The organism is Bizionia sp. (assembly GCF_048259285.1).
In the GTDB taxonomy this organism is placed as follows: domain Bacteria; phylum Bacteroidota; class Bacteroidia; order Flavobacteriales; family Flavobacteriaceae; genus Algorimicrobium; species Algorimicrobium hallyeonense.
Genome location: NZ_JBLXHU010000002.1, coordinates 168,361 through 194,566, shown reverse-complemented (window position 1 = coordinate 194,566; position 26,206 = coordinate 168,361). Strand labels below are relative to the sequence as shown.

At 33.8% G+C, this 26,206-nt stretch carries 27 protein-coding genes; 14 read left to right on the top strand and 13 right to left on the bottom strand.

Annotated features, from left to right (window positions below; translation table 11 throughout):
- The first annotated feature begins 32 nt into the window (after positions 1–32).
- From ACN0QX_RS01905 to ACN0QX_RS01875, 7 genes are all read left to right on the top strand, one after another.
- Positions 33–698: a TIGR04282 family arsenosugar biosynthesis glycosyltransferase gene (locus tag ACN0QX_RS01905; RefSeq protein ID WP_417195233.1), complete on the top strand. Its 666-nt coding sequence runs from the start codon at positions 33–35 to the stop codon at positions 696–698.
- Positions 699–702: 4 nt separating this feature from the next.
- Positions 703–1,515 (top strand): purine-nucleoside phosphorylase, encoded by an 813-nt coding sequence (locus ACN0QX_RS01900; RefSeq protein ID WP_417195232.1) that lies wholly within the window; start codon positions 703–705, stop codon positions 1,513–1,515.
- A 28-nt stretch (positions 1,516–1,543) separates the two neighbouring features.
- Positions 1,544–2,515 carry an arsenosugar biosynthesis arsenite methyltransferase ArsM gene (gene arsM / locus ACN0QX_RS01895; protein WP_417195230.1) on the top strand — a complete coding sequence of 324 codons (972 nt, stop codon included), beginning with the start codon at positions 1,544–1,546 and terminating at the stop codon, positions 2,513–2,515.
- Positions 2,516–2,578: 63 nt separating this feature from the next.
- The gene (locus tag ACN0QX_RS01890; protein ID WP_417195228.1) at positions 2,579–3,019 is read left to right on the top strand and encodes a hypothetical protein; all 441 of its coding nucleotides are present in this window, start codon (positions 2,579–2,581) and stop codon (positions 3,017–3,019) included.
- 35 nt (positions 3,020–3,054) lie between these two features.
- Positions 3,055–3,759: a DUF547 domain-containing protein gene (locus tag ACN0QX_RS01885; RefSeq protein WP_417195227.1), complete on the top strand. Its 705-nt coding sequence runs from the start codon at positions 3,055–3,057 to the stop codon at positions 3,757–3,759.
- Positions 3,752–4,456: a TIGR04283 family arsenosugar biosynthesis glycosyltransferase gene (locus ACN0QX_RS01880; protein ID WP_417195225.1), complete on the top strand. Its 705-nt coding sequence runs from the start codon at positions 3,752–3,754 to the stop codon at positions 4,454–4,456. Before ACN0QX_RS01885 ends, ACN0QX_RS01880 begins: the two co-directional genes overlap by 8 nt.
- Positions 4,457–4,574: 118 nt before the next feature.
- On the top strand, positions 4,575–6,101 hold the full coding sequence (locus ACN0QX_RS01875; RefSeq protein WP_417195223.1) for a carboxypeptidase-like regulatory domain-containing protein: 1,527 nt from the start codon (positions 4,575–4,577) through the stop codon (positions 6,099–6,101).
- Between the two features lie 62 nt (positions 6,102–6,163).
- Here the strand turns inward: ACN0QX_RS01875 and ACN0QX_RS01870 are convergent, their stop codons facing one another.
- Complete coding sequence (locus ACN0QX_RS01870; RefSeq protein ID WP_417195221.1) at positions 6,164–7,120, bottom strand: glycoside hydrolase family 113; 957 nt, start codon at positions 7,118–7,120, stop codon at positions 6,164–6,166.
- Positions 7,121–7,263: 143 nt separating this feature from the next.
- Between ACN0QX_RS01870 and ACN0QX_RS01865 the strand changes: the two genes are divergently transcribed.
- From ACN0QX_RS01865 to ACN0QX_RS01835, 7 genes are all read left to right on the top strand, one after another.
- Positions 7,264–8,613, top strand: a complete 1,350-nt coding sequence (locus ACN0QX_RS01865) for an NAD(P)/FAD-dependent oxidoreductase (protein ID WP_417195219.1) — start codon at positions 7,264–7,266, stop codon at positions 8,611–8,613.
- Between the two features lie 9 nt (positions 8,614–8,622).
- On the top strand, positions 8,623–10,203 hold the full coding sequence (locus ACN0QX_RS01860; RefSeq protein ID WP_417195218.1) for a 4Fe-4S binding protein: 1,581 nt from the start codon (positions 8,623–8,625) through the stop codon (positions 10,201–10,203).
- 43 nt (positions 10,204–10,246) lie between these two features.
- Positions 10,247–10,939, top strand: a complete 693-nt coding sequence (locus tag ACN0QX_RS01855) for a glycosyltransferase family 2 protein (protein ID WP_417195216.1) — start codon at positions 10,247–10,249, stop codon at positions 10,937–10,939.
- A complete protein-coding gene (locus tag ACN0QX_RS01850) occupies positions 10,936–12,420 on the top strand; it encodes a cellulose synthase family protein (RefSeq protein WP_417195214.1) in 1,485 nt (494 codons plus the stop codon). The genes ACN0QX_RS01855 and ACN0QX_RS01850 overlap by 4 nt, the downstream gene beginning before the upstream one ends.
- 85 nt (positions 12,421–12,505) lie before the next feature.
- Positions 12,506–13,144, top strand: coding sequence for an SDR family oxidoreductase (locus ACN0QX_RS01845; protein ID WP_417195212.1), 639 nt, complete (start codon positions 12,506–12,508; stop codon positions 13,142–13,144).
- A gap of 91 nt (positions 13,145–13,235) precedes the next feature.
- Positions 13,236–14,630 carry a glycosyltransferase 87 family protein gene (locus ACN0QX_RS01840; protein ID WP_417195211.1) on the top strand — a complete coding sequence of 465 codons (1,395 nt, stop codon included), beginning with the start codon at positions 13,236–13,238 and terminating at the stop codon, positions 14,628–14,630.
- Positions 14,602–15,426, top strand: a complete 825-nt coding sequence (locus ACN0QX_RS01835) for an alpha/beta hydrolase (RefSeq protein ID WP_248395945.1) — start codon at positions 14,602–14,604, stop codon at positions 15,424–15,426. Before ACN0QX_RS01840 ends, ACN0QX_RS01835 begins: the two co-directional genes overlap by 29 nt.
- Before the next feature lies 1 nt (position 15,427).
- Here ACN0QX_RS01835 and ACN0QX_RS01830 read toward each other — a convergent pair whose 3' ends face one another.
- The 12 genes from ACN0QX_RS01830 to ACN0QX_RS01775 form a co-directional block, all read right to left on the bottom strand.
- Complete coding sequence (locus ACN0QX_RS01830; RefSeq protein WP_248395947.1) at positions 15,428–16,249, bottom strand: head GIN domain-containing protein; 822 nt, start codon at positions 16,247–16,249, stop codon at positions 15,428–15,430.
- Between the two features lie 172 nt (positions 16,250–16,421).
- On the bottom strand, positions 16,422–16,652 hold the full coding sequence (locus ACN0QX_RS01825) for a hypothetical protein (protein ID WP_066250421.1): 231 nt from the start codon (positions 16,650–16,652) through the stop codon (positions 16,422–16,424).
- A gap of 11 nt (positions 16,653–16,663) precedes the next feature.
- Positions 16,664–16,996 (bottom strand): hypothetical protein, encoded by a 333-nt coding sequence (locus ACN0QX_RS01820; RefSeq protein ID WP_248395951.1) that lies wholly within the window; start codon positions 16,994–16,996, stop codon positions 16,664–16,666.
- Between the two features lie 41 nt (positions 16,997–17,037).
- Positions 17,038–18,573, bottom strand: coding sequence for a bifunctional GNAT family N-acetyltransferase/carbon-nitrogen hydrolase family protein (locus ACN0QX_RS01815; protein WP_376858001.1), 1,536 nt, complete (start codon positions 18,571–18,573; stop codon positions 17,038–17,040).
- A gap of 2 nt (positions 18,574–18,575) precedes the next feature.
- The gene (locus ACN0QX_RS01810; protein WP_248395955.1) at positions 18,576–19,550 is read right to left on the bottom strand and encodes a deoxyhypusine synthase family protein; all 975 of its coding nucleotides are present in this window, start codon (positions 19,548–19,550) and stop codon (positions 18,576–18,578) included.
- Positions 19,540–20,481 (bottom strand): agmatinase, encoded by a 942-nt coding sequence (gene speB, locus ACN0QX_RS01805; protein ID WP_376858005.1) that lies wholly within the window; start codon positions 20,479–20,481, stop codon positions 19,540–19,542. The genes ACN0QX_RS01810 and speB overlap by 11 nt, the downstream gene beginning before the upstream one ends.
- The gene (locus tag ACN0QX_RS01800) at positions 20,471–21,871 is read right to left on the bottom strand and encodes an arginine decarboxylase (RefSeq protein WP_248395959.1); all 1,401 of its coding nucleotides are present in this window, start codon (positions 21,869–21,871) and stop codon (positions 20,471–20,473) included. The genes speB and ACN0QX_RS01800 overlap by 11 nt, the downstream gene beginning before the upstream one ends.
- Before the next feature lie 171 nt (positions 21,872–22,042).
- Complete coding sequence (locus ACN0QX_RS01795; RefSeq protein ID WP_248395961.1) at positions 22,043–22,195, bottom strand: hypothetical protein; 153 nt, start codon at positions 22,193–22,195, stop codon at positions 22,043–22,045.
- 12 nt (positions 22,196–22,207) lie between these two features.
- The gene (locus ACN0QX_RS01790; RefSeq protein ID WP_248395963.1) at positions 22,208–23,083 is read right to left on the bottom strand and encodes a pseudouridine synthase; all 876 of its coding nucleotides are present in this window, start codon (positions 23,081–23,083) and stop codon (positions 22,208–22,210) included.
- Positions 23,084–23,177: 94 nt separating this feature from the next.
- Positions 23,178–24,083, bottom strand: a complete 906-nt coding sequence (locus tag ACN0QX_RS01785; protein ID WP_417195206.1) for a geranylgeranylglycerol-phosphate geranylgeranyltransferase — start codon at positions 24,081–24,083, stop codon at positions 23,178–23,180.
- 11 nt (positions 24,084–24,094) lie between these two features.
- Positions 24,095–25,024 carry a mevalonate kinase gene (locus ACN0QX_RS01780; RefSeq protein WP_248395967.1) on the bottom strand — a complete coding sequence of 310 codons (930 nt, stop codon included), beginning with the start codon at positions 25,022–25,024 and terminating at the stop codon, positions 24,095–24,097.
- Between the two features lie 64 nt (positions 25,025–25,088).
- The gene (locus tag ACN0QX_RS01775; protein WP_376858010.1) at positions 25,089–26,198 is read right to left on the bottom strand and encodes a diphosphomevalonate/mevalonate 3,5-bisphosphate decarboxylase family protein; all 1,110 of its coding nucleotides are present in this window, start codon (positions 26,196–26,198) and stop codon (positions 25,089–25,091) included.
- Positions 26,199–26,206 lie beyond the last annotated feature (8 nt).

The window sequence follows — 26,206 nt, the reverse complement described above, 5'->3', positions numbered from 1 at the left end:
GTGAAAAGGCATTCAATTAGTATATAGCATCAATGGGAATTTTATCAAAAAATAACACCAATAGCGACCAAGATCAAGTGGCTAATTTCTATTTTCCAACGTCCAAAAGTGCGCTTATTATTTTTACAAGAAATCCAGAATTAGGAAAATGTAAAACCCGATTAGCCAAAACTATTGGTAATGAAGCGGCTTTGGAAATTTACAAACATCTATTAAAGCATACTGCAGAAACGGCAAAAAATGTATCGGTAGATCGCTATGTTTTTTATTCTGAAGCCATTCAAAAAGAGGACCTTTGGAATCCCGAATTTTTTAAAAAGAAGCTTCAGGAAGGTTTTGATTTAGGAGAGCGAATGGAGAATGCCTTTTCGGAATTATTTCAACTAGGCTATGAAAAAGTTCTGATAATTGGCAGCGATTTATTAGATTTAAACGCCGAGATTATTTCAGAAGGATTTCAAAAATTAAACGAAAATGATTATGTTTTGGGTCCTGCTAAAGATGGCGGTTATTACCTTTTCGGCATGAAACAATTGCATCCTAAAGTATTCAAAAACAAAGCTTGGGGAACGGAAAGTATTCGTAAAGACACCTTAGATGATTTACAGAATGAAGACATTCACTTATTAGAAATATTAAATGATATTGATACCTTTGAGGATATTGAAGGCATTGAATCATTAAAAAAATACTATTAAACTTATGATAAAATATATAACAGAAACCACCGAATATTTACAAAGTAAAGGGTTTGAAAGCCCTGACATTGGCATTACTCTCGGAACAGGATTGGGCAAATTATTGGACGATATTGATATTATAGCTGAAGTTAGCTATAATCACATCCCAAATTTCCCAACGGCTACGGTTGAGTTTCATAAAGGCAAACTTATTTACGGAACACTTTCAGGAAAAAAGGTGGTGGTTATGCAAGGCCGTTTTCATATTTACGAAGGCTACTCACTGCAGGATGTTACCTATCCCGTTCGTGTTATGAAACAATTAGGCATAGAAACCTTATTAGTTTCTAATGCCTCTGGTGCCATCAATTTAGACTTTAAAAAAGGCGAACTGATGTTAATAGATGATCATATTAATCTCCAAGGTAGTTCACCATTGGCCTTTAGAGGTGTGGAATTATTAGGCGAACGTTTTACCGATATGAGCGCACCTTATGATGCAGATATTAATGCCAAATTTGAAGCTATTGCTAAAGACCAAGGCATTAAACTTCACAAAGGCGTTTATGCTAGCGTTGTTGGACCGCAATTGGAAACACGTGCAGAATATAGGATGCTTAAAATTATTGGGGCTGATGCTGTTGGAATGAGTACCGTTCCAGAAATTATTGTAGCCAATCATTTGAATTTAAAGGTGGCTGCCGTGTCAGTTTTAACGGATGAGTGCGACCCAAGTAATCTAAAACCTGTTGATATTTCAGAAATTATAGAAATGGCAGGAAAAGCAGAACCACAAATGATTACCCTTTTTAAAGAACTGATTAAAAGTTTATAATAGCAATTAACACCCGAATACTGAAACTATGAGCAATTATCTTAACACCACACACGATGTATACAAAGAAGCAGCATTAACACCAGATGTTGGTTTATGTTGCACCACGAATCCTATTTGGGAATTACCGGGGTTAAGAATCCCGAAAATCATGCAGGAAATGAACTATGGTTGTGGGTCAACTGTTCATGCACGCGATTTAACTAACAACCCAAAAATGCTCTATGTTGGTGTTGGTGGCGGCATGGAATTATTGCAGTTTTCATATTTCAACCGCAAAAAAAATGGTGTTATTGGTATTGATGTAGTCGATGAAATGTTAGAAGCATCTCGTAAAAATTTTAAAGAAGCCGAAGCTCAAAACCCATGGTTTAAAAGTGAATTTGTAGATCTTAAAAAAGGTGATGCGTTGAATCTTCCAGTTCCTGATAACAGTATTGATGTGGCTGCACAAAATTGTTTATTCAATATTTTTAAAACAGACGATTTAAAAAAAGCCATTGCTGAAATGTATCGCGTACTCAAACCACATGGTAAATTAGTCATGAGCGATCCTACTTGCGAGCAACCCATGAATGACACCTTGCGTAACGATGACAGATTGCGCGCCCTTTGTTTAAGTGGTAGTTTGCCCATTGCTGAATATGTTAAAATGCTAACCGATGCTGGTTTTGGAACCATTGAAATTCGCGCCAGAAAACCGTATCGTATTTTGGCTCCTAACCATTACCCAACGGAAGAATTGATTTATATAGAATCTATTGAAGTAGCTGCCATAAAAGATCCCATGCCTGCAGATGGTCCGTGTATTTTTACAGGAAAAGCCGCTATTTATTATGGCGATCAAGATTTTTTTGATGATAACGCAGGTCATGTTCTCGTGCAAAACCAACCATTAGCTATTTGTGATAAAACGGCTGGCGACTTGGCCAAATTGAATCGAAACGATATTTACATCAGTGAATCCACGTTTCATTATGATGGTGGTGGCTGTTGTTAAAAAATATAATGCAGAATTATATTCCATAAATAAAAAATGAAAATTACTTTTAAACTATTCTTTATGATTTTCTTATTCTCGTTTTTTGGTTTATTTAGTCAAAACAAAAAAAACATTAAAATTGACATTCCACAAACCCAACTTGAGTCTGGACAAATTTGGAAATATAAGACGAGAATAGGTGAAGAAAAATCAAGAGTATTAATTTTGAAAATTGAAAAATACGAAGAAAAAGAAACAGTAATTCATATATCAGTTCATGGATTAAAAATTAAAAATGCTAAAATTGAAACTGGAATATCTGAAGACATAGGTCATTTACCTTTTTCGGAAGAATCAATTATTCAAAGTTTGACAGAATTGGTTAGCTCCAACAATACTCTATCAAATTACGAGGATGGCTATTATCAATGGAAAGACGCATTTGAAATTGGAAATGCTGGAGTTTTTTCGATTAATATTAAAGAAGCGGTAGATTATGTAGAACAAACTATGAACCAATAGCTACAAACTCCATATTAATATTTAAAAACAATGCTATGAAAAGTCCGATATATCTTATGTTATTGCTGTTTTGCTTCAGTCTTTCGGCTTTTGGACAAACTATAAACCATTCCGGTTTTACTGAATTCTTACAAAAACATGTTACTAATAAAGGTGAAGTTGATTATAAAACTATAAAAGCAAATGATTCAGAATTAAACACCTACCTCAACCAATTTATAGCCGTTTCACCTAAAGAAAGTTGGACAAAAAACGAAACATTAGCCTATTGGATTAACGCGTATAATGCATTTACCATAAAACTGATTATTGATAATTATCCAATTGAAAGCATTAAAGACATCAAAAATCCTTGGGAACACGAGTTTATTCCTATCAACGGCAAATTACTTTCTTTAAATTATATTGAACATGAGGTGCTTCGCAACATGAAGGAACCACGTATTCATTTTGCTATTGTTTGCGCTTCGGCTTCTTGTCCGCAATTATTAAATGAAGCCTATATACCAGAAAAATTAGACAAACAATTAACAACAGTTACAAAACAGTTTTTGGCAGATTCATCAAAAAATAGAATTCAAAAAAACAGTCTGGAATTATCAAAAATATTTAAATGGTTTTCGAAAGATTTTAAGGAAAACGGCAGTCTTATCAACTTTTTAAACATCTATTCAGATGTAAAAATTGCATCCGATGCTAAAATAAAGTATATAGATTATAGTTGGAAGCTAAATGATTAATTCCATTTCCATAATTATTCCCATGCTCAATGAAGCCGAAAGTATAGCGTCGGTTTTGGAACATCTTCTAGAAAATTCAACTTCTAAAAATATAGCGGAAATCATCGTTGTAGATGGCGGAAGTGTGGATGGCTCACAAAACATTGTTAATAAATTTGTGCCTTCGAACAAAATTCATCTTCTAAACGCACATAAAGGCAGAGCTAAACAAATGAATTTTGGCGCCAACCACGCCACAGGAACTATTCTCTATTTCCTCCATGCGGATTCTTTTCCGCCTAAAAATTTTGACAACCTCATAATCCAAGAAGTAATCAAAGGGAATTTAGCAGGTTGCTTCCGTTTACAGTTTGATAACAATCATTGGTGGTTACAATTAGCGGGTTGGCTCACCCAATTTTCTTGGCGTGCTAGTCGTGGCGGAGATCAAAGTCAGTTTATTACCAAACAATTATTCACCGAAATTGGTGGTTTTGATGAAAATTTCACCATTTATGAAGACAATATTTTAATAAATGAGCTTTATGCTAGAAAGCAATTTGTGGTCATTCAAGACAAAATAAAAACGTCTGCTCGGCTTTATGATAAGCATGGTGTCTGGACATTACAATATCATTTTTGGACTATATATATTAAAAAATGGTTTGGTGCTTCCGCAGATGAATTATATACATATTACCAAAAGCATATTTCCTAAAAATCTGGTTTCAACATGGTTAATCTGTTAAAATAAAGATAAATCTTACTTAATAAAGTGATAAAGAAACGTGTTGCTTCAATTGAAAAATATACTTTTCCACTCTAAACCAATTATCATGAAACCAACCAAACTTATCTTGGCACTGTGCTGTCTAACCGTATTTTCAGCAAAAGCCCAACGCACTATTTCTGCAAAAATAGTGGACTCAACCAAACAAGAACCTATACCATTTGCAACAATATTAATAGACGACAAAACAGGTGTTATTAGCAATGATAAAGGCGAATTCAACATTACCATTAACAGAAAAATTTCTGAAAGGGACTCTCTTTATATAAGCTGCTTAGGTTACGAGCAAAAACAATTTGCTATTCAAAAATTTACAGATAGTATTATTTCATTAAGTACCAAAAATATTGATTTAAGTGAAGTGTTTATCACCAATAAAAACTATACACTGGATGAAATTTTAGACAAAGTTAAGGAAGGATTAAAAACCAATTACGATTTTGATTACGCAAAGCGCAAACTGTTCTACAGAGAATCATACTACACAAATATGCTGAAAACGGATGTGAAAATTGAAGAATCTACTATTCCCGAATTCAATCAAGCATTTGTAGATAGCATTATTAAATCCGTTCCAAAAAACACGGATCAGCACACGGAAGTTTTAGCCGAAATATATGGCGAAATTAAACCGTCCACACCACAGAAATTAGATATTTTAAAAGCTTCTCGTCTATACGATAAAGAAAGCGAAATAACCTTTGAAAATTATGAAAAACGCTTCAATGAAATTATCAGAAAACATGTGAAACGCGATTCGTATTTCAAAATTAAATCGGGTTGGTTTGGCACGAAAGAAGAAATAGACTCCTCGTTTTTTGAAGATAAAAAAGAAGACCAACAAACAGCAGAATTTATAGAAAAGAAAAAAGAATTGGAAGCCAAGCGTAAAGCCAACTTTTTAAACTGGCGAAAAGGCTCAATCCAAAGTATTGAAAACGCCAACTTCCTAGATGAAGATTCGGATTTGAATTTTATTGAAAAATCCAGACGTTATGAATTTGAAATGCAGGATTTTGCGTATCTGAATAACGAATTTGTTTACACCATAACTTTTAAGCCCAAACGGAGCGAGGATTTCGAGGGAACGCTTTACATTAACACACAAGATTTTGCTATTGTGCGTGTAGATTATAAAAATGTAAAGCCTCTGCGTAAATTTGGGTTATTAGGTATTTCATTAAATGAGTATTTAAAGGAAGGCACTATCATTTTCCAAAAAAATGCCAATGAAAAATACACTTTAAAATATGCTGATCAAACCGATGGTCAACAAGTAGGTATTAAAAGGCCTTTAAAAATTATTGAGAAAAACAAAAACGTAAAAGGCAGACGCAAGCAAAATGAATTAGCTGCTGATTTACATTTTATAGTTCGAAATGTTGAGAAAAAAGAATTGATTGTTTTTGAATCGACACCTATTTCAGAAACAGAGTTCAACAATTTCACAGAAGTGCCAGAGGTAACACCAACCTATCTTCCGGCTTATGATTCGGAATTTTGGAAAGGATACAATATTATTGAACCTAACCAAGCCATAAAAGATTTTAAGATTATAGAAAAAACACACTAAATATCAGTGGGTTTTTATTAGTAAACACATGAATCGGGATGCGGCATGATCCTATTCCCGATTTATTGTCTTTTATAGTAGTCTCTAATAACAGCTTCAACGGGTTTATTTTGAGGTGTAAATTGATTATCTGTTTCACCGCCACTTTCTTCATGATTATGAAACCATTTCCAAACAAAACCACCTGCAAACCAAGGTTCTTTCCAGAATACATCAAATAAAGCTTGGGTTGTATTGGTTTGTCCCTCAAAATTTAACGCCGTTATTTTATAATCGCTAACCCAAGGTTCTTTTCCGGTATAATCTGTACTTCGGTAGCCAAATTCCGTAAATAGTATGGGTTTGTCAAAGGTTTCAGAAATTGCTTTCATTTCTATTGTATGCGCTTGCCAACCTGCAATAGCATCATCTACATTGGGTGTTTTTTTATCACTAATTGGAAAATAGGCATCCACGCCAATATAATCCAAATCGCTCCATAATGGTGTGCGTTTGTATTCATCCCAATTAGCAGCGTATGTTAGTTTCCCATCATAAACAGCACGAATATTCATAATTAATTCTTGCCAATATTCAGGTCTGTGCGCTACAAACTGTTCCAATTCGGTACCAATACAATATATAGCAACCTGCTTTTCTTGAGCTAGTTTAGCAAAATCCAAAATAAAGCGCGAGTAGGTTTGTTCCAATTCTAACCAAGCAGCTTCATTAGGCATTTTAATATGCCCTGTAAATTCACCATGCCAAACCCAAATTTGTGGTTTTATCATGATTTCAATATTTGCTTTCTGTAAAACATCAATATATTGTGAAACGCCAGCTTTAGTTTCACCAAACCATTGTCTATCTGTATTATAAATTATTTCAGGATGTTCCAAGCTTGTAATAAACCCAAACGGCATAATAGCCGTATAGTTGGCATTTACATTTAAAACGGGTAGGATATTTTTATTAGAAATACTATCACGAGATGCCACAAAGCTAACACCATTTATTTTGATATCTTTCTTCGTAGTCATACTACATGAAGAGAGTATAAAAACTAAAAACCACGTTAAATACCTTGTCATAACTACTTAATTATGATTAAATTTAAACAAATTGCACAAAGAACCTTAAGTTTCAGCAAAAACCTTCGACAAACCCAACAAGAAATCAATATATGGAACACGTTGTAATAATTGGAAACGGTATTTCTGGCGTAACAGCAGCTAGACATATTAGGAAATTATCAGATAAAAAAATTACAATAGTATCAGCAGAAACCGACCACTTTTTCTCACGTACAGCCTTGATGTATATTTACATGGGACACATGACATATGAGCACACCAAACCTTATGAAGATTGGTTTTGGAAAAAGAATCGTATTGAACTCAAATCGGGATTTGTCAACCAAATTGACACCTCAAGTAAAACACTTCATTTTGAAAAAGGAGACTTATTAAAGTATGACCAACTGATACTAGCTACCGGGAGCAAGCCTAATAAATTTGGTTGGCCTGGACAGGATTTGAACGGCGTCCAAGGCTTGTATAGCAAACAAGATTTAGACAATTTAGAAGTGTACGCACCAGATAATAAAAGTTGCAAGCGAGCCGTAATTGTTGGTGGTGGATTAATTGGGATTGAATTAGCTGAAATGCTTCATTCACGACATATTCCTGTAACATTTTCAGTACGCGAAACCAGTTTTTGGAACGGCGTTTTACCAGAAGGTGAATCTGAAATGGTTAATCGTGAAATAACTAGAAACGGTATCGATTTAAGATTAGCTTCTAACCTTAAAGAAATAATTTCAGATGAAAACGGAAACGTAAAATCAGTCATTTTAGAAGAAACAGAGGAAGAAATTCCTTGTAATGTTGTGGGGTTAACGGCTGGCGTTTCACCCAATATTAATTTTATAAAAGATTCTGGAATAGCCATTAATCGTGGTGTTTTAGTAAATCGGTTTTTAGAAACCAATATTCCTGATATTTATGCTATAGGCGATTGTGCGGAGCAACATGAAGCTATTGGAAACCGCAGACCCATTGAAGCCGTTTGGTACACAGGACGTATGATGGGTGAAGTTGTTGCCCAGACTATTTGTGATAATCGCTTGGAATATAAACCTGGTCATTGGTTTAATTCGGCTAAATTTTTTGATATTGAATATCAAACGTATGGTTGGGTTCATGGTAAAAAGGAGCAACCAGACCATGAAGTGCATTTTCATTGGAAACATCCCGACGACACCAAATGTATTACCATAGCATTTCATAAAGAATCACGGCAATTTCTAGGAATAAACAATTTTGGAATTCGCATGCGCCATGAGTTTTTCGATCGGGTTTTATCTGAAAATCGGTCTATAGAATATGTTTTAGCACATCTAGCTGATGCTAATTTTGATCCGGAGTTTTATAAACTTCATGAAAAAACAATTATCCAAAAATTTAATAACGACCATAATACAACCATCCAATTAAAGAAGAAGAGTTGGAAACGTATTTTTCAAACCTCCTAAATACATCAAATGAAACAAATACAATATATAGGTCTTGGTTTATTTTTAACTGGACTTGCCATCTTTATTTCCTTAATATTTTTAGGAAAATATGAACTTTCACAAGATGTCTTTGACGAGGTTGTTACGAATAAAGGAATAAAAAGCGAACTATTTATAAATGATATGAATACTAATGTGGTTGGGAACGAGTTTTCTAATCCTTTTTCATTTTCTTCAAAAGTAACAACGGCTTTAGAAAGCGCAAATACCACTCACAAAGAAAACAGTGAATGGGATAAAGTGATATGGACCAAACCACATAGCTTTTCTTATGAGCTTGCCAAATCTTCAGGAAATGGCATAATAAAAGACAATAAAATGCTATTTTGGATCCTCACCTTTGGTTTGGGTATTCTTGGTGCCTTACTCTTTATTATTCCTCAAGTTGTAACACTTGGTCGTCCTGGCATTAAAAATAATGGTATTTACCACCATGCTTCAACTAGTAGAGGTTGGATTGGTTGGTTTGTATTTATTTTTCTAGTCAGTTTTTATGTTCTACTATATTTTTATCCAGACTTCATCGTTAATTGGACGTACATAGTTGATCCCTTTAGCATGGCGTTAAGTGGTAATTTAGCGAGTCAATGGTTTCTTTACGGTTTTCTATATTCTACGGTTATGACGGTTATGGCTGTCCGCATGTATATTAAATACCGTCATAATAAATATCAAATACTACGAACTACTTCGGTGCTTTTTTTTCAGATTGTATTTGCATTTTTGATTCCAGAAATTTTGGTTCGTTTTGAAAAGCCTTGGTATGATTTTAAAAATGCCTTCCCTCTCGATTACGATTTCTTTTTCAGTTGGAATTTAAATCAACTCATAGAAAGTGGTGGTTTTGGCCTATTTATCCTAGTTTGGGGTATTGTTTTAACCGTTGTTGTTGTTCCCGTTATGGTTTACTTTTTCGGTAAACGCTGGTACTGCTCGTGGGTATGTGGATGCGGTGGTTTAGCAGAGACTTTAGGCGATCCGTATCGTCAATTATCTGATAAATCACTAAAAGCATGGCAATTAGAACGCTGGCTAGTGCATGGCGTTTTAGTATTTGCACTTGTTATGACGGGGTTTACACTCTATTCCTATTTTTCAGGAGCGGATGCTGTTTTAGGAATAAAAACACAAACCATACAAGATATTTACGGCTTTTTAATTGGCGCTATTTTCGCCGGAGTTATAGGAACAGGGTTCTACCCTATTTTTGGAAATCGTGTTTGGTGTAGATTTGGCTGTCCATTAGCTGCATATTTAGGATTTGTTCAACGTTTTAAATCCCGATTTAGAATTACAACCAATGGTGGACAATGTATTTCCTGTGGTAATTGCTCCACCTATTGTGAACAAGGTATTGATGTTAGAGCTTATGCTCAAAAAGGTGAAAATATAATACGATCTAGTTGTGTTGGCTGTGGTATTTGCGCTGCCGTTTGCCCAAGGGGCGTTTTAAAATTGGAGAATGGTCCAGAAAACGGACGTATTAATCCAACTGAAATTCTTTTAGGAAATGATGTTGATTTAATGGATTTACTGAATCAGAAATAAATATAAAACTATCGTACTTTTGTCCCCTGAAACAAAACAGCAAATGCCCCATATAAAAGTCATTATTCCTGCTTATAATGAAGCTGATTCCATTCCGCTAGTCATTGGAGATATTCCAGCATTAGTAAACGAAATTATTGTGGTGAGCAATAACTCAACGGATGCTACGGTAGAAAATGCTAGAAACGCTGGAGCAACGGTGTTAAGCGAAAGCAGAAAAGGCTACGGTTATGCCTGTTTAAAAGGTATGGCTTATGTTGCTGAACAAAATGAAAAAGCCGATATTATTGTATTCCTTGATGGCGATTATAGTGATTACCCGGAAGAACTCACTAAAATAATTCAACCTATACTTGATAACAAAGTCGACTTTGTAATTGGAGCTCGTGTGAAAATGCTACGTGAGAAAGGGTCTATGACCATACCTCAAATTTTTGGAAATTGGCTAGCCACAACCTTAATGCGTTTTATGTTTAAGTCGAAATTCACGGATTTAGGGCCATTTCGCGCTATTAAATACAAGCAATTATTGGCTTTAAACATGGAAGATAAAACCTATGGTTGGACAGTAGAAATGCAACTAAAAGTATTAAAACAAAAAATTTCCTATACAGAAATCCCTGTAAATTACAGAAACAGAATTGGTGTTTCTAAAGTATCTGGAACAGTTAAAGGTGCTGTTTTTGCAGGCTTTAAAATTTTGGGGTGGATTTTTAAATACGGTTTTAAAAAATGATTATTGAAGGCATCATCATAACTATTTACACGTTGGCATTGCTTCTTATATTCATGTATGCTTTGGCGCAACTGAATCTATTGTTCAATTATTTATCAGCAAAAAAGAAGATTGATAATACGACTAAATTCAATTTTAAAAATCCTTCAGAAATCCCTCTAGTAACAATTCAATTACCACTTTACAATGAATTGTATGTAGTAGAGCGCTTGTTGGAAAATGTTTCGAAAATAGATTATCCGCAAGATAAATTAGAAATTCAAGTGTTAGATGATTCTACGGATAAATCGATTCAAATAATTTATAAAAAAATTAGTGAATTACAGCAAACAGGTCTGGATATTAAATACATTCATAGAACGGACAGAACCGGTTTTAAAGCTGGCGCATTAAAAGCTGGATTAGAAACTGCCAAGGGAGAATTTATTGCCATTTTTGATGCCGACTTTTTACCGAAATCCGATTGGCTCTTGCAAACCATTCCGCATTTTAAAGATAATAACATTGGTGTTGTTCAAACCCGTTGGGGACATATAAATCGGGATTATTCTATTCTTACTAAAATTCAAGCTTTTGCTTTAGATACGCATTTCACTTTAGAACAAACGGGGCGAAACACGAAAAACCATTTTATAAATTTTAATGGAACGGCCGGTGTTTGGCGAAAAACCTGTATTCTAGATGCGGGAAATTGGGAAGGCGACACGCTAACCGAAGATTTGGATTTAAGCTATCGTGCCCAATTAAAAGGCTGGAAATTTAAGTATTTAGAAAATGTTGTAACACCTGCTGAACTCCCTATTATAATCAGTGCAGCACGATCACAACAATTTAGGTGGAATAAAGGTGGGGCCGAAAATTTTCAGAAAATGTTCTTTAAAATAGTAAAGAACAATGGCATATCTGCTAAAACCAAAATGCATGGTATTTTGCATTTATTAAATAGTACCATGTTTTTAAACATTTTAATTGTTGCCATATTAAGCGTTCCTATGCTTTATATTAAACATGAAAATGATACGCTTAAAATGTACTTTTATGCCACTAGCTTTTTTGTGATAAGCTCACTAATTTTCTTCATTTGTTATTGGTTTATGTATAAACACATACATGGTTCTGGATTTAAAAATTTTGTTGGATTTATTGGTATGTTTTTTAGTTTCTTCGCAATTGCTATGGGGTTTTCTTTACATAATACCATAGCTGTAATAGAAGGGCATTTCAGAAAGCGAAGTGATTTTATTCGTACACCAAAATTCAATATCAATACCGATAAGAGTTCTTGGAAAGATAATATTTATCTTAAAAAGAGAATTTCAACAAACGTTATTTTTGAAGGTCTACTTACACTCTACTTTGCCTTCGGCATGTACAGTGCATTTATTGTGGGAAATCACAAAGGCGATTTTGGATTATTCCCATTTCATCTTATGCTATTTTTAGGTTTCGGTTATGTGTTTTTGAAGTCTTTAAGAAATTAATCACGTTGGCTACGCAATAGTATTAAACTTACGTTAAACCGCTTCAATTCCTTGTAATTACTAGCTTTTCGGGTTATATTAAGATATGGAAAATATTTTAGTAGCAGGTGCTCATGGTACCACAGGAAAAAAAATAGTTAATCTTTTAAGTGAATCTCAATATTTTAACCCGATTGCAATGGTTAGGAAAGAAGAGCAGATTCCTTTTTTTAAATCGAAAAATGTTGACACCATTCTAGCCGATTTAGAACAGGACGTTACGCCTGCGTTTAAAACACCAATTGATAAAGTTATATTTGCCGCTGGTTCTGGTGGGAAAAATGTCGTTGCAGTAGATCAAGAAGGTGCTAAAAAGCTTATTGATGCTTCTAAACAGAATAACATTAGAAAATTTGTGATGTTAAGTTCCATGGGTGCGGATAATCCCGAATCTGTTTCAGAATTAAAAGATTATTTAAAAGCGAAACAGAATGCAGATAAGCACTTAATTAAAAGTGGTTTGAATTATAGTATTGTTAGACCAGGTGCCTTAACAGATGGAGAATTGAGCAATAAAATAGAATTAGAATCGAAACTGAACAAGCAGGGAGAAATAAGCCGAAATGATGTGGCGCAAACTTTAGTAAGAACGTTAAATGACGACGTTGCAAATAAGGCTACATTTGAAATTATTAAAGGCGACACACTCATTGCCGATGCCTTGAATAAAGTTTCAAAAATGTAACATTAATCCTTTTAAAAATTGACATCAAAAAGCAATCACCACAGTGGTTGTTTTTTTATTTATAAAAGATTTGAAGCTGTATATTTAACCCATGCAAATTTCCAACTTTTTACAGGTTTATAAATTTCAGTTGCTTCTGGCTCTATCCAGTTTGCTTTTTTATTGGGCTTTTGCCTATGATTTAACGCGAACAGACACTACAAAACTACTCATGCTATATGCAGCATTATTTGCGGTTTTTTATAAACTTATTCAGCTTACTAAACATAATATCCAATACCTAACGTGGATAGCCTTTGGATTTAGAGCCGTTTTTATTTTAGCCATACCGAATTTATCACAGGATTTTTACCGATTTATTTGGGATGGACGCATGATTTTAGAAGGTTTTAATCCGTATTTATATACACCGGAATCGTTTATTTCTATGAGCATATTTCCCGTAGCTCAAGCGCAGGAACTTTATAATGGCATGGGTTTATTGAACGCCAGCCACTTTACCAATTACCCGCCTCTCAATCAACTGTGTTTTGTTATAGCTGGTTTATTAAGTGGTAAAAACATTTTAGGTTCGGTTGTTGTTTTACGACTGATTATTATTGCTGCTGATTTTGGAATTCTCTACTTCGGGAGAAAATTACTAATTCGATTTAAGCTTCCAGAACATTTAATATTCTGGTATATTTTAAATCCATTTATTATTATTGAATTGACAGGAAATCTTCATTTTGAAGGTGTCATGTTATTCTTCTTAATTTGGAGCTTGTATTTGTTAGAAAAAAGTAAATGGCAATGGGCAGGTGTAGTTTTTGCCTGTTCTGTTTCGGTTAAATTAATACCATTGTTATTCCTGCCATTATTTTTTAGATGGTTTAAAAAAGAAAATACGCCAGAAACAAAAGAATCAGACAAAGTAGATATTAAGAAACTGTTCTCTTTTTATGGCATTGTTGGGTTAACAACGGCCTGTTTGTTTTTACCGTTTTATTCAACCGAGTTCCTGACTAATTACACGCATACCGTTGCTTTATGGTTTCAGAATTTTGAGTTTAACGCCAGTGTTTATTACATTTTAAGAGCAATTGGATATTGGATTTCCGGTTATAATCAGATAGCTATTATTGGAAAACTAACGGCTCTTTTTATATTTTTATTTATTATTGGCATGGCTATTTATAAAAAACCAAAGAACACAACACAACTTATAGCAGCGATGCTTATCGCTTTAAGCATGTATTACTTTACGGCTACAACGGTTCATCCTTGGTATGTAGGTACATTAGTTTTGCTTGCCGTATTTACAGATTACAAGTTTCCTATAGTCTGGAGTTTTATGATTATTTTCAGCTATTTAGCCTATTCCAATTCCAGCAATTCTGAAAACCTCTGGATCATAGCATTTGAATATGTAGTGGTTTTTAGTGTATTTTTGCACGACATTTTTAAACCAAAACCGCTTGACACTGAATTTTCCAAAACTTTTTAGACGATTTCTTCGCATAATTGCCGTATTGTTTGGCTTGTACATTTTGTCTTTGATTTTTGTTTATTTCAAGCAGGAAAGTTTCTTTTTTAATCCGAAGCATTTAGAAAAAAATTACACCTTTACCTTTAAAGAATCTTTTGAAGAACTGAATATTCCTGTTACAGAAACCGTTTCGTTAAACGCACTATTGTTTAAAACTGAACAAACAAAAAAAGGTGTTATCATCTATTTTCACGGCAATGCGGGTGCTATTCATGATTGGGGAAAACGCGCACCTTTATACCTAAATAATGGGTATGATATTTTATTTTTTGATTATCGTGGTTATGGCAAAAGCGATGGTGAGTATTCAGAAGCAAAGGAATTATTTAATGATGGCCAAGCCATTTATAACTATGTGAAAAAAGATTATTCAGAAAATCAAATTGTTCTTTTGGGTTATTCTTTGGGTTCTGGTATTGCCGCTTATGTGGCTTCAAAAAACAATCCGAAACAACTTATATTAAACGCTCCCTATTATTCGTGGAAAACGCTTATTTCCGAAGAAATTGCGCCTCCAATCCCCACCTTTTTAATAAAATATGACATTCCAACATATCACTTTATTGGCGCGGTAAAAGCTCCGATTACCATATTTTATGGCACGCGAGATTTTCTGATTCATCCGGAAACGAACGCTAAAAAATTACAAAAAATCAATCCAGGAAACATCACATTATTTCCAATTACGGATGGTGGTCATAATGGTTTGCACATTACCAAGCAGTATTATGATGAATTAAAACAAGTGCTTTAATTTATTTTTTTAGTATTTGAGATTTATCACTCAATCCTTTCACTGAAATTTCTGGACTACCAAAAATATGAAGAATACTTTTTCCTCTTGCGTAAATACTTAAATGTTTACTTACATACAAATACACTTCAGACGAATTTGAGATATTAAGTTCGGCTTCTGTAACTTTTAAATCTTTACCCTTTAAATCTGCAGATCCTGAAGCCATAAGATTAAGGTTTTCTACATTTCCTTCAAGCTTGGCATAGGCGCTTTTATTAATTGTTAGTTCCATATTATCTATGGAAATGATGCCCTCTAGCCGAGCCTTATCATTGAGTATCGCCTTCGCATTAGTACTTTTAATTTGGAGCTCTCCTCTTGATGAATCATCCATTTGAACAAAAAAATCAGTGGTATTTATATCTAGGTCAAAAGTCGCATTTTCCATACAGTTTAAGGTGAAGTCTAATAACTCAAATTTATTTTGACCTTCTACTTGTGCGTTCTGATTTATATGAATACGCTCCAAATCTTGAAACGTGACGTATATTTCCATCTTTTTGCTTGACACTATTTTATGAGTCGTATAAATTTTTAAAACACCATCAATAACATCTAATTTAATGATATCTACTAGGTTTGCGTCTGTTTTAACATGATAACCATTAGAGCTGGTTTGCATAATAAATACTTCCAGACCATCGGTTACTTCAATTTGCGAAAACGGGTCTAGATTTTTATATATGTCTACAACATTTTTATCCCCTTTTATTTTTTGTTTTTTTTGGGCACTTGTTGTCATGGCTACCATACAGGCAACCATTAATATTAGTATTTTCATTTTATTTTTTAGTATAATTTAGGGTTAGGGAAAACGATTGGGTAATTTATGAAACGCAACGCCATTTGCTGAATAACACACTTTTATTTAAAAAAAGCAATTGGATTAACCAATTGCTTTTTATTTTAAATGCTATTTATAGTTCTGAATTTTAAAGTATTAATTAACGAAATTATAGTGGTTTTAAATTTTCTACTCTATAAATCACTAAATCGTCATCATAAGGGTCAGGTGCTTCAACAAAAACTATTTTAAATTCTTGATCAATATAATTCTCATCATTCTTTAAATCGAATTGTTTTAATACACGTGGATGAACTTCTTCAAAAGCTAGCTCTTCTCCGTTATCAAACCAGAAGATAAAATAACCATTCTCATAAGATTTAAAAACCGCAGTTCTCATGTTATAACAAATTAATCAATATCGTCTTCAACGTCTTCATCTGCTATTTCAATATCTGGATCTTGAACTGCTTCAGGATCTGCACCATCAAAATCTTCGTAATCATCTTCATCGTAGTTTTCCATAGTTACAGCTAGTTTGGTACTAACTTTTACTAAATACTTGGTATCACTAGTTGTTACTTCAACAGCTTCTATGATTTCGTTTTTTGCATTTCTGAAGGAAACAATTTGATCTTCATCATAACCATCAGGATATTTTTCAACGAGCAAAGCTAAAATTTCTGGTGTAAGCTTTTTAAAGTCTACAATTACGCGTTTTAAATTATCATTTCTATTTTTCATTACTTGGGCAAATATTTATACTTTTAAAAAAAATAAAGTTACTATTTATTGTGATTAATTCTGACAACATCATAAAAATCTTTTCGTCTGTCTTTCAAATTTTTAACAGCTCCATGCGAATGAAGTTCGCGAAGCAGGCTCAAATCAACGTCAGCTACAAGAATCATTTCGGTATTTGGTGTTGCTTCAGCCTTGATTCCGTTACTTGGAAATGAAAAATCGCAAGGTGTAAACACAGCCGATTGCGCATACTGAATATCCATATTATTCACGTTCGGTAAATTACCGACACTCCCTGAAATTGCAACATAACATTCGTTTTCAATAGCTCTTGCTTGCGAACATAAACGGACGCGAGAGTACCCATTTTGTGTATCCGTTAAAAACGGCACGAATAAAATATCCATACCTTCGTCTGCCAATAAACGTGATAATTCTGGAAATTCCGAATCATAGCATATTAAAATACCAATTTTTCCTGAATCTGTTTCAAAAGTCTGCAATTTATTTCCACGCTGCATTCCCCAGACTTTAGCTTCATCTGGTGTTACATGAATTTTCTCGTATCGTTCTGCACTTCCATCACGACGACATAAATATCCGACATTATATAATTTATCATCTACCAATTCGGGCATACTACCAGAAATAATATTGATATTATACGAAATAGATAATTGTTTCAACTTATTTACAATAACCTCTGTGTACTTTGCCAATTCCCTAATAGCATCTGGCTCATGCATATGGTTAAACTTCGCCATTAGTGGTGCGTTAAAAAACTCTGGGAAAACCGCAAAGTCTGAACGATACGCAGACACACTATCTACAAAGTACTCCACTTGTTGCATCAGTTCGTCTAAACCCGTATAGGTCCGCATTTGCCATTGAATAAGGCCTAAACGCACAATAGTTTTTACGGTACTCGCTTTTTTATTCGGTTTGGTATAGTAAATATTATCCCATTCCATTAAAACAGCATATTCATTGGAGGCTGTATCACCTTCCAAATACCCTTTTAAAATACGAACGGGATGAAAATCATTAGAAATTTGAAAATTTAAAACCGGGTCATGAATTTCCTTACGTTTTACTTTTTCAAAATATTCTTTAGGAGTTAAATCCTTATGGTGCTGGTAATTTGGCATACGACCACCAAAAACAATTCCTTTTAAATTCAAGTTTTCGCACACTTCTTTACGGTAATCATAAAGTCGTCTACCTAAACGCAATCCACGGTATTTTGGTTTTATAAACACGTCTATTCCGTATAAAACATCACCCTTTTTATCATGATTTTTAAAAGATTCTCCCGCTATAATATCTTCGTAGGTATGCTCATCATCAATAGAATCATAATCCACAATAATGGATAAGGCGCAACCAGCAATGTCTCCATCAATTTTTATTACGACTTGACCTTCCGGAAATTTTCTAGTTAAATCTTCTATGTGATGCTTTTTCCAATACGAATTTAAAACGCCTCCATAAGCCTCCAAGGTTGCCGATTTTAATTCCTCATAATCGTCAACTGTAAGGTACTTTAATTCAATATTTTCAATTTTCTGCGTTTTCATATTTACATCCCAAGCAGGTAAGCAAAAACTAATGGTGCAACAATAGTTGCATCACTTTCAATTATAAATTTCGGTGTATTAATATCTAATTTCCCCCAAGTAATTTTCTCGTTAGGAACAGCTCCTGAATACGATCCGTAACTAGTTGTAGAATCACTAATCTGACAGAAATAACTCCAAAATGGTGTTTCTGGACGTTCCATATCTTGATACAACATTGGTACCACACAGATTGGGAAATCACCCGCAATACCACCTCCAATTTGGAAGAAACCGATACCGTTTTCAGAGTTATCGGTATACCAATCCGCTAAAAAAGTCATGTATTCAATACCTGATTTCATAGTGCTGGCTTTCAATTCACCTTTTAATACGTAGCTTGCAAAAATATTACCCATAGTACTATCTTCCCATCCTGGGCAGATAATAGGTAGGTTTTTTTCGGCTGCTGCATACATCCAAGAATCTTTAATATCAATTTCATAATGCTCTTCTAAAACACCTGAAAGTAATAATTTGTACATATATTCATGCGGTAAATAACGCTCACCTTTGGCTTCTGCATCTTTCCAAATTTTTACAATATGCTTTTGGATTCTTCTAAATGCTTCCTCTTCAGGAATACAGGTATCCGTAACACGGTTTAGACCTTTTTCTAACAAATCCCATTCATCTTGAGGTGTTAAATCTCGGTAATTAGGCACACGTTTGTAATGAGAGTGCGCTACTAAATTCATAATATCTTCCTCCAAGTTTGCACCTGTACAAGAAATAATTTGAACTTTATCTTGACGAATCATTTCGGCAAATATTTTACCTAATTCAGCCGTACTCATAGCTCCAGCTAATGACACCAACATTTTAGCGCCATTATATAGTTGATCCTCATACCCTTTTGCGGCATCTACTAAAGCAGCTGCGTTAAAATGTAAGTAGTACTTTTCTATAAATTTTGATATTTCTCCTTTAGTTGTCATCGTCTTCATTAAATTTAGAAAATTTAGTTGTATTTTCTTTTGATTCATTAAAATTGTTATCGAAACTGTCGCCAGCAGCATCATCTAGAAACTTGTAAGTCAGCATTTTGTAATAGAGTTTCGCAGCTAAAAAATCGGAAGAACGCTCGTTTTCATTTGGGCATAATTCCACAATATCAAAACCTACCACATTTTTTTCCGCAAAAACTTGACGTAAAAATTCAAGTGTTTCATACCATAGTAAACCGCCTGGTTCTGGTGTTCCTGTGCTTGGCATGATAGACGGATCAAAAGCGTCTAAATCTATTGTAATAAATACATTTTCCGTCATCTGATCGATTGCTGAATCCATCCAAGTATCATCCACAGCCATATCATGAGCAAAATATGTTTTGTCAAAATCCATTACGGTAGTTTCAATAACATCCATACTTCGGATACCAACTTGAATTAAATTTGCTGTTTGACTTGCTTCATAAAGCGCACACGCGTGATTGCATTTACTACCATGGTATTCTTTACGTAAATCGGCATGTGCATCTAATTGCAGTACGGTAAGGTTATCAAAGCACTCATTAAATGCTCTAATGGTACCAATAGAAATTGAATGCTCACCACCAAAAGCAGTAACAAATTTGTTGCGTTTAATATACTTTTTTGTTGCTTCATGAACCGCATCAACCATTTTTTCTGGTGATGAATTTTCAGTAATAGGCTTCGCTAAATATACACCTTGTTTGTATACCTCTGTTCCTGTTTCAATATCATAAAGCTCCATGTTTTCTGACGCATTTAAAAATGCTTCTGGACCTTTATCCGCACCTTTTTGCCATGTACTTGTGCCATCATAAGGTACAGATATTAATACGATTTTTGAGCTATCTAATTTGGAATATTGCTCCTCTATTCCTGCATACGTTTTATTGTCCATTGTAACCTAAAATTTTAAGTAAGTCTTCACTTTTTTGTTGTTCCGCAAATAATTTTGTGGTGATGTTTCCATCAGCATCTTTATTAATTAATACATGTTTTGGCGATGGTATTAAGCAATGCTGCAATCCACCAAATCCACCAATGGTTTCCTGATAAGCTCCTGTATTGAAAAAGCCAATATACAACGGTTTATCCTTATTATATTTTGGTAAATAAATAGCATTCATGTGTTGTTCACTGTTATAGTAATCATCACTATCGCAGGTTAAACCTCCCAATAGTACACGTTCATAACTCTCGTACCAACGGTTAATTGGCAACATAATAAACCGCTTATTAATTGCCCAAGTATCTGGTAAGGTCGTGATAAATGATGAATTAATCATATTCCATTTTTCACGATCATTTTGTTGTTTTTGATAAAGGACTTCATAAATAGCACCGCCACTTTCGCCAACTGTAAAACTTCCAAACTCTGTAAAAATATTTGGAACGGCTACATCTTCATTCTCGCATGCTAAATTTATTTGATTGATAATTTCATCAATCATATACTCGTAGTCAAATTCAAATGCTAATGAATTTTTTATTGGAAATCCACCACCAATATTCAAACTATCTAAGGTTGGACAAATCTTTTTTAAGCTGGTGTAAACCTTTAAACACTTTGCCAACTCATTCCAGTAATAGGCGTTATCGCGAATTCCTGTATTAATAAAAAAGTGTAACATTTTAAGTTTAACTTTCTTATTATCTTGAATTTGGTTTTTATAAAATGGCACGATGTTTTTATATCCAATCCCTAAACGAGACGTATAAAACTCGAATTTTGGTTCTTCTTCAGAAGCAATACGAATACCAATATTGTATTTTCCTTTTATTTCTTCGGAAAGTAAATCTATTTCTTCATAGTTATCAATAATTGGAATACAGTTTTTCTGTCCACTATTGATTAGTCTAGCAATATTAGTTACATATTGCGAACGTTTAAAACCATTACAGATTACATAGGTTTTATCTGTAATTTTACCTTCCACTTTTAAATTTTCAACAATGTCTATGTCGAAAGCAGATGATGTTTCAATATGAATGTCGTTTGTTAACGCTTCATCTAAGACGTGTTTAAAGTGGGAACTTTTTGTACAATAGCAATAATTATACTTGCCTTTATATTTATTATTTTTTATGGCTTTTGCAAACCAACCTTTTGCGCGCTGAATATTATTTGATATTTGCGGTAAATAGGTAAATTTTAAGGGAGTTCCATAATCCTCAACCAGTTGCATAAGGTCTACATCATGGAATTCTAGTGTTTTATCTTCCAGTTTAAATTCTTCTTGTGGAAAATCAAAGGTTTGATTGATTAGATCAATATATTTTGTATTCATTAATTTTGATGTTTAAAATTTAAAGGTACGAACTGATATTATTTTCAGCGATAATATAACATTAAATTATAAAATAATCAAACTTGAATTTGAGGATGAGTCGTAGGAATAAAGCCAAATAAATGTTGGCTTGATAAAATATATGAAACGGAAGTTAGCTCTAAAATTCGGTTACTTAATCTGTAAGCGGCTTTTGAAAATGACTTCCTGAAAGTCAAAAGCCCGAAAATAAAAACAGTTTTCAATTTGTTCAGCTAAATGCGGTGCAAATGAAATATATTTTTTTGAATTTCGAGCTTTTTTTTTATCTTTTTTTAATTGCATTAAAATGCTGTTTTACAGCATCCTAAGCGTGTTGATTTCTTGAATTGTAAGATGTTTCCAATGACCTCTTGGAATATCTTTCTTGGTAAGATGCGCAATAGCCACACAATCAATCTTAATGATATCGTAATTTAGGTGTTCAAAAATAGTTCGGATAATTGTGTTTCCTGTATTTTTAATTTTTAAACCAATCAGATTCTTGCTCTGACCTTCAATATAACTAATCTCTTCTACAGGTGTTAACTTGCCATCAATTTTTATACCTTCTTGAATACTTTTTAAATCTTCGAATTTCAGATTCTTATCTAATTCCACCTGGAATAAACGCGGTACACCATGTTTAGAATTTGTGAATTTTTTCACAATCTCCTCATCATTGGTAAACAATAATAAACCCGTGGAATTTCTTCCTAAGCGTCCAATAGGCTTTATACGAGAATCCGTAGCGTTTGCCACTAAATCCATAACTGTTCTCCCTTTACCTTCACTCGTTGTGGTAGCAAAACCTTTTGGCTTATTTAATAAAACGTAAGCTTTTTTTTCTGGATTTATACGTCTGCCATCATAACGAACATCATCTTCCAATTTCACTTTATAACCCATTTCAATAACAGGTTTTCCATTAACGGTTACCAATCCAATAGCAATATGCTCATCGGCTTCACGACGGGAACAAATTCCTGAATTAGCAATGTATTTATTTAATCGGATTTCTCCTGAATCCTTCTTTTTGTTAGGTGTTGCCTTTGGCTTTATTGGCGCGTTTCCTCGTGCAAAACTTTTACTTTTTTCGTTGTTAGAACCACGTCCCGAAACTTTATCTTTTCCGTCTTGCTGTCCTCTTCCTGCGGATTTTCCTTTTCCGCTACTTCCTTGCTGTCTGCTCATGATTACTAAATTTTAGGCAAAGGTAATACAATAGTTGACATTTTAATGAATTAACCTACAGATTCAATTGGCTAAACATTGAATATATAGTCTCTTAAAATATTCTAGATAGGACCAAATCCACATTAATTAGAAGAATACTAAATACACCAGCAACAATAATAAACTTCAAAATATTATGAAGTATGAGATAGTGTGTTTTTGTTTTAGAAAGCCAAAGCAACAAAAGAAACACCACGAGCAACAAAATACAGGTATAGAAAAACAGGTACATATGGCCAATTTCAAATTTATACAGCACCAAATAGCTAGGAATAAGGGTTAGTAATGTTAATACTGTTAGCATAATTTTAGATGCTTTTTCGCCGTAAACAACGGGAATTGTATGGTAATTTTGAACCAAATCTCCTTTTATGTTTTCTAAATCTTTTGTCAATTCGCGCATAGAGATAATTAAAAACAAAAATGTAGCGTGTACAAAAATGACCGTTTCAAAATTCCGATAATAAATGAAAATGGCAAAAAATGGTGTAATAGTTAAAATGGCAGATGTTAGATTGCCAATAAAAGGTAATTTTTTAAGTTTATGCGAATACAACCAGATTCCAAAAATATAAAGCGAAAAGAAAATGACCGCTCTAAAGGACACATAGCTGGCCATGATGACGGCAATAAAATTTAATAAAAAGTAAAAGGAAAGCTTGGTATTTTGGCTTACTAATCTGTCAAGTTGAGACTTAATAGGTCTGTTTATTAAATCTTTTTCAGAATCGTAAAAACTATTGATAATATATCCACCGGCAATAGTTGCTGACGATGCTAGCACGAGCATAAATAAATTTAAGTCGAAAACAACTTCACGAAGCGGTAAATCATGAGCTAAAATATAAATAGCGGTTAAATATTGCGCAATGATTATAATGAGAATATTATACCCACGAATAACCGAAAACAGACTAAAAAATTTTAGTAAAATGTGTTTTTGCCTGCGAGAAAACATGTTTGAAAAATTTAGAAGTTGTAAACGACTTCTAATTTATAATCCGAAAGTGATTTTTTGGCTTGATCAATATCTTCAGTAAAACCTAAAATATAACCGCCTCCACCGGAGCCACAAAGTTTTAAGTAATACTCATTGGTTTCAATGCCTTTTTGCCACAGCTCATGAAATTGCAATGGAATCATTGGTTTAAAATGATTCAACACAACTTTTGATAATTGCTTGGTGTTTTTGAAAAGTGATTTTACATCTCCCTTCAAAAAATCGTCTACGCAAGCATCGGTATGTTTTATGAATTGATTTTTAAGCATATTACGGAAACCTTCCTGCTTCATATTCTCCATAAAAATACGTACCATGGGAGCCGTTTCGCCAACCACACCACTATCTAATAAAAAAACGGCACCTTTACCATCAGCCGTTTGCGACGGAATTCCAGTAGCTTCAATATTATCTTTAGAGTTGATAAGGATTGGAATACTTAAATAACTATTTAACGGATCGAGACCCGAAGACTTACCATGGAAAAACGATTCCATTTCAGAAAAAATAGTTTTTAATTGAATGAGTTTTTCACGTGTTAAATTTTCTAAAACCGTGATTTTATTTTGTGCATACTGATCATAAAGTGCAGCTACTAAAGCACCACTGCTACCAACGCCGTACCCTTGCGGAATGGACGAATCAAAATACATGCCTGCTTCCACATCTGCTTTTAAAGTTGCTATATCAAAAGTGACTAATTCCGGATTAATTTGCTCTAAATAATCAGCAAAACGTTTTAAACTTAAATTAGATTTAATAGAGGATTCTGTGGGGTTTTCGGCCACCTTTAAAGCACCATTATAAAAATTATATGGTATAGATAAACCTTTGGAATCTTTAATGATTCCATACTCTCCGAAGAGCAATATTTTTGAGTAAAAAAGGGGTCCTTTCATAAATTAGTATTCAGTTATCAGCATTCAGTATACAGAAACCGTATAACAAAGATACGTAATAAAATTATATTTGAGTAGCACCAAAACCAATTTGGTCTGAAATAAAATGCTGGTTTTGGCAATATGTAACAAGCTCGTTCTTAATAAATTCTAGAATTGGAACAGCATCGCGTTTAGGGTATAACACATGTACATTTGCTCCAGCATCTAATGTAAAACTAATTGGTAAACCCGTTTTTTCACGGAAATCCCAGATGGCATTTATTACTTTTAAGGTATTAGGCTTCATTAAAATAAAGTACGGCATACTTGTCATCATCATTGCATGAAGCGTTAATGCCTCACTCTCAACCAAACCAATGAATGCGTCCAAATCGCCTGATTCCAAAATGATTTTCATTTTTTCTAGATTATCATGTGCTTGCTGAAAGCGATTTTGCGCATACGGATGATCATACATTAAATTGTGGCCAACCGTACTACTTACCTGCTTTTCGCCTTTGTCAACGAGTAAAATAGTGTCTTGATACTCTTTAAATATATCGTGAACTGGATACGGGTATTTTGTTCCAAATAAATTGCTACTTCCTTCCACGACGTTCGTTTCTCCCCAAACAATTACATCGCCTTCAATACTTCGGCAAGCGGAACCTGATCCTAAACGTGCCAAAAATGATGCTTTTTGGTTAAAGTATTTTTCATCATAAGAACTCTCAACTACGTTCAAGGTGACATCTTTTTCAATAATTTGTTTTTCAACACTCATTAAACACAAGGCCAAAGCACTCATACCAGATGCAGACGAAGCAATTCCCGAACTGTGTGGAAAAGTGTTTTTGGTTTCAATAATAAAATGATAATCTTTTAAAAATGGCAAATACTGCTCCACGCGTTCAAAAAAGGTTTGAATTTTTGGCTTAAAATCTTCTTTTTTATTACCCTCTAAAAATACATCAAATGAAAAAGTATCATTGGTATCTTTCGCTTTAAACGAAAGCGTGGTAATAGTTTTGCAATTACTTAATGTAAAACTGATAGAAGGGTTTTCAGGAATTTGATTTTTACGTTTTCCCCAATATTTAATTAAAGCAATATTACTAGGTGATTCCCAAGCAACTTGACCGTTTGGACGTGTTTCTGAAAAATTTTCCGGAATGAAATGTTGTTCTGTCATCGACTCAT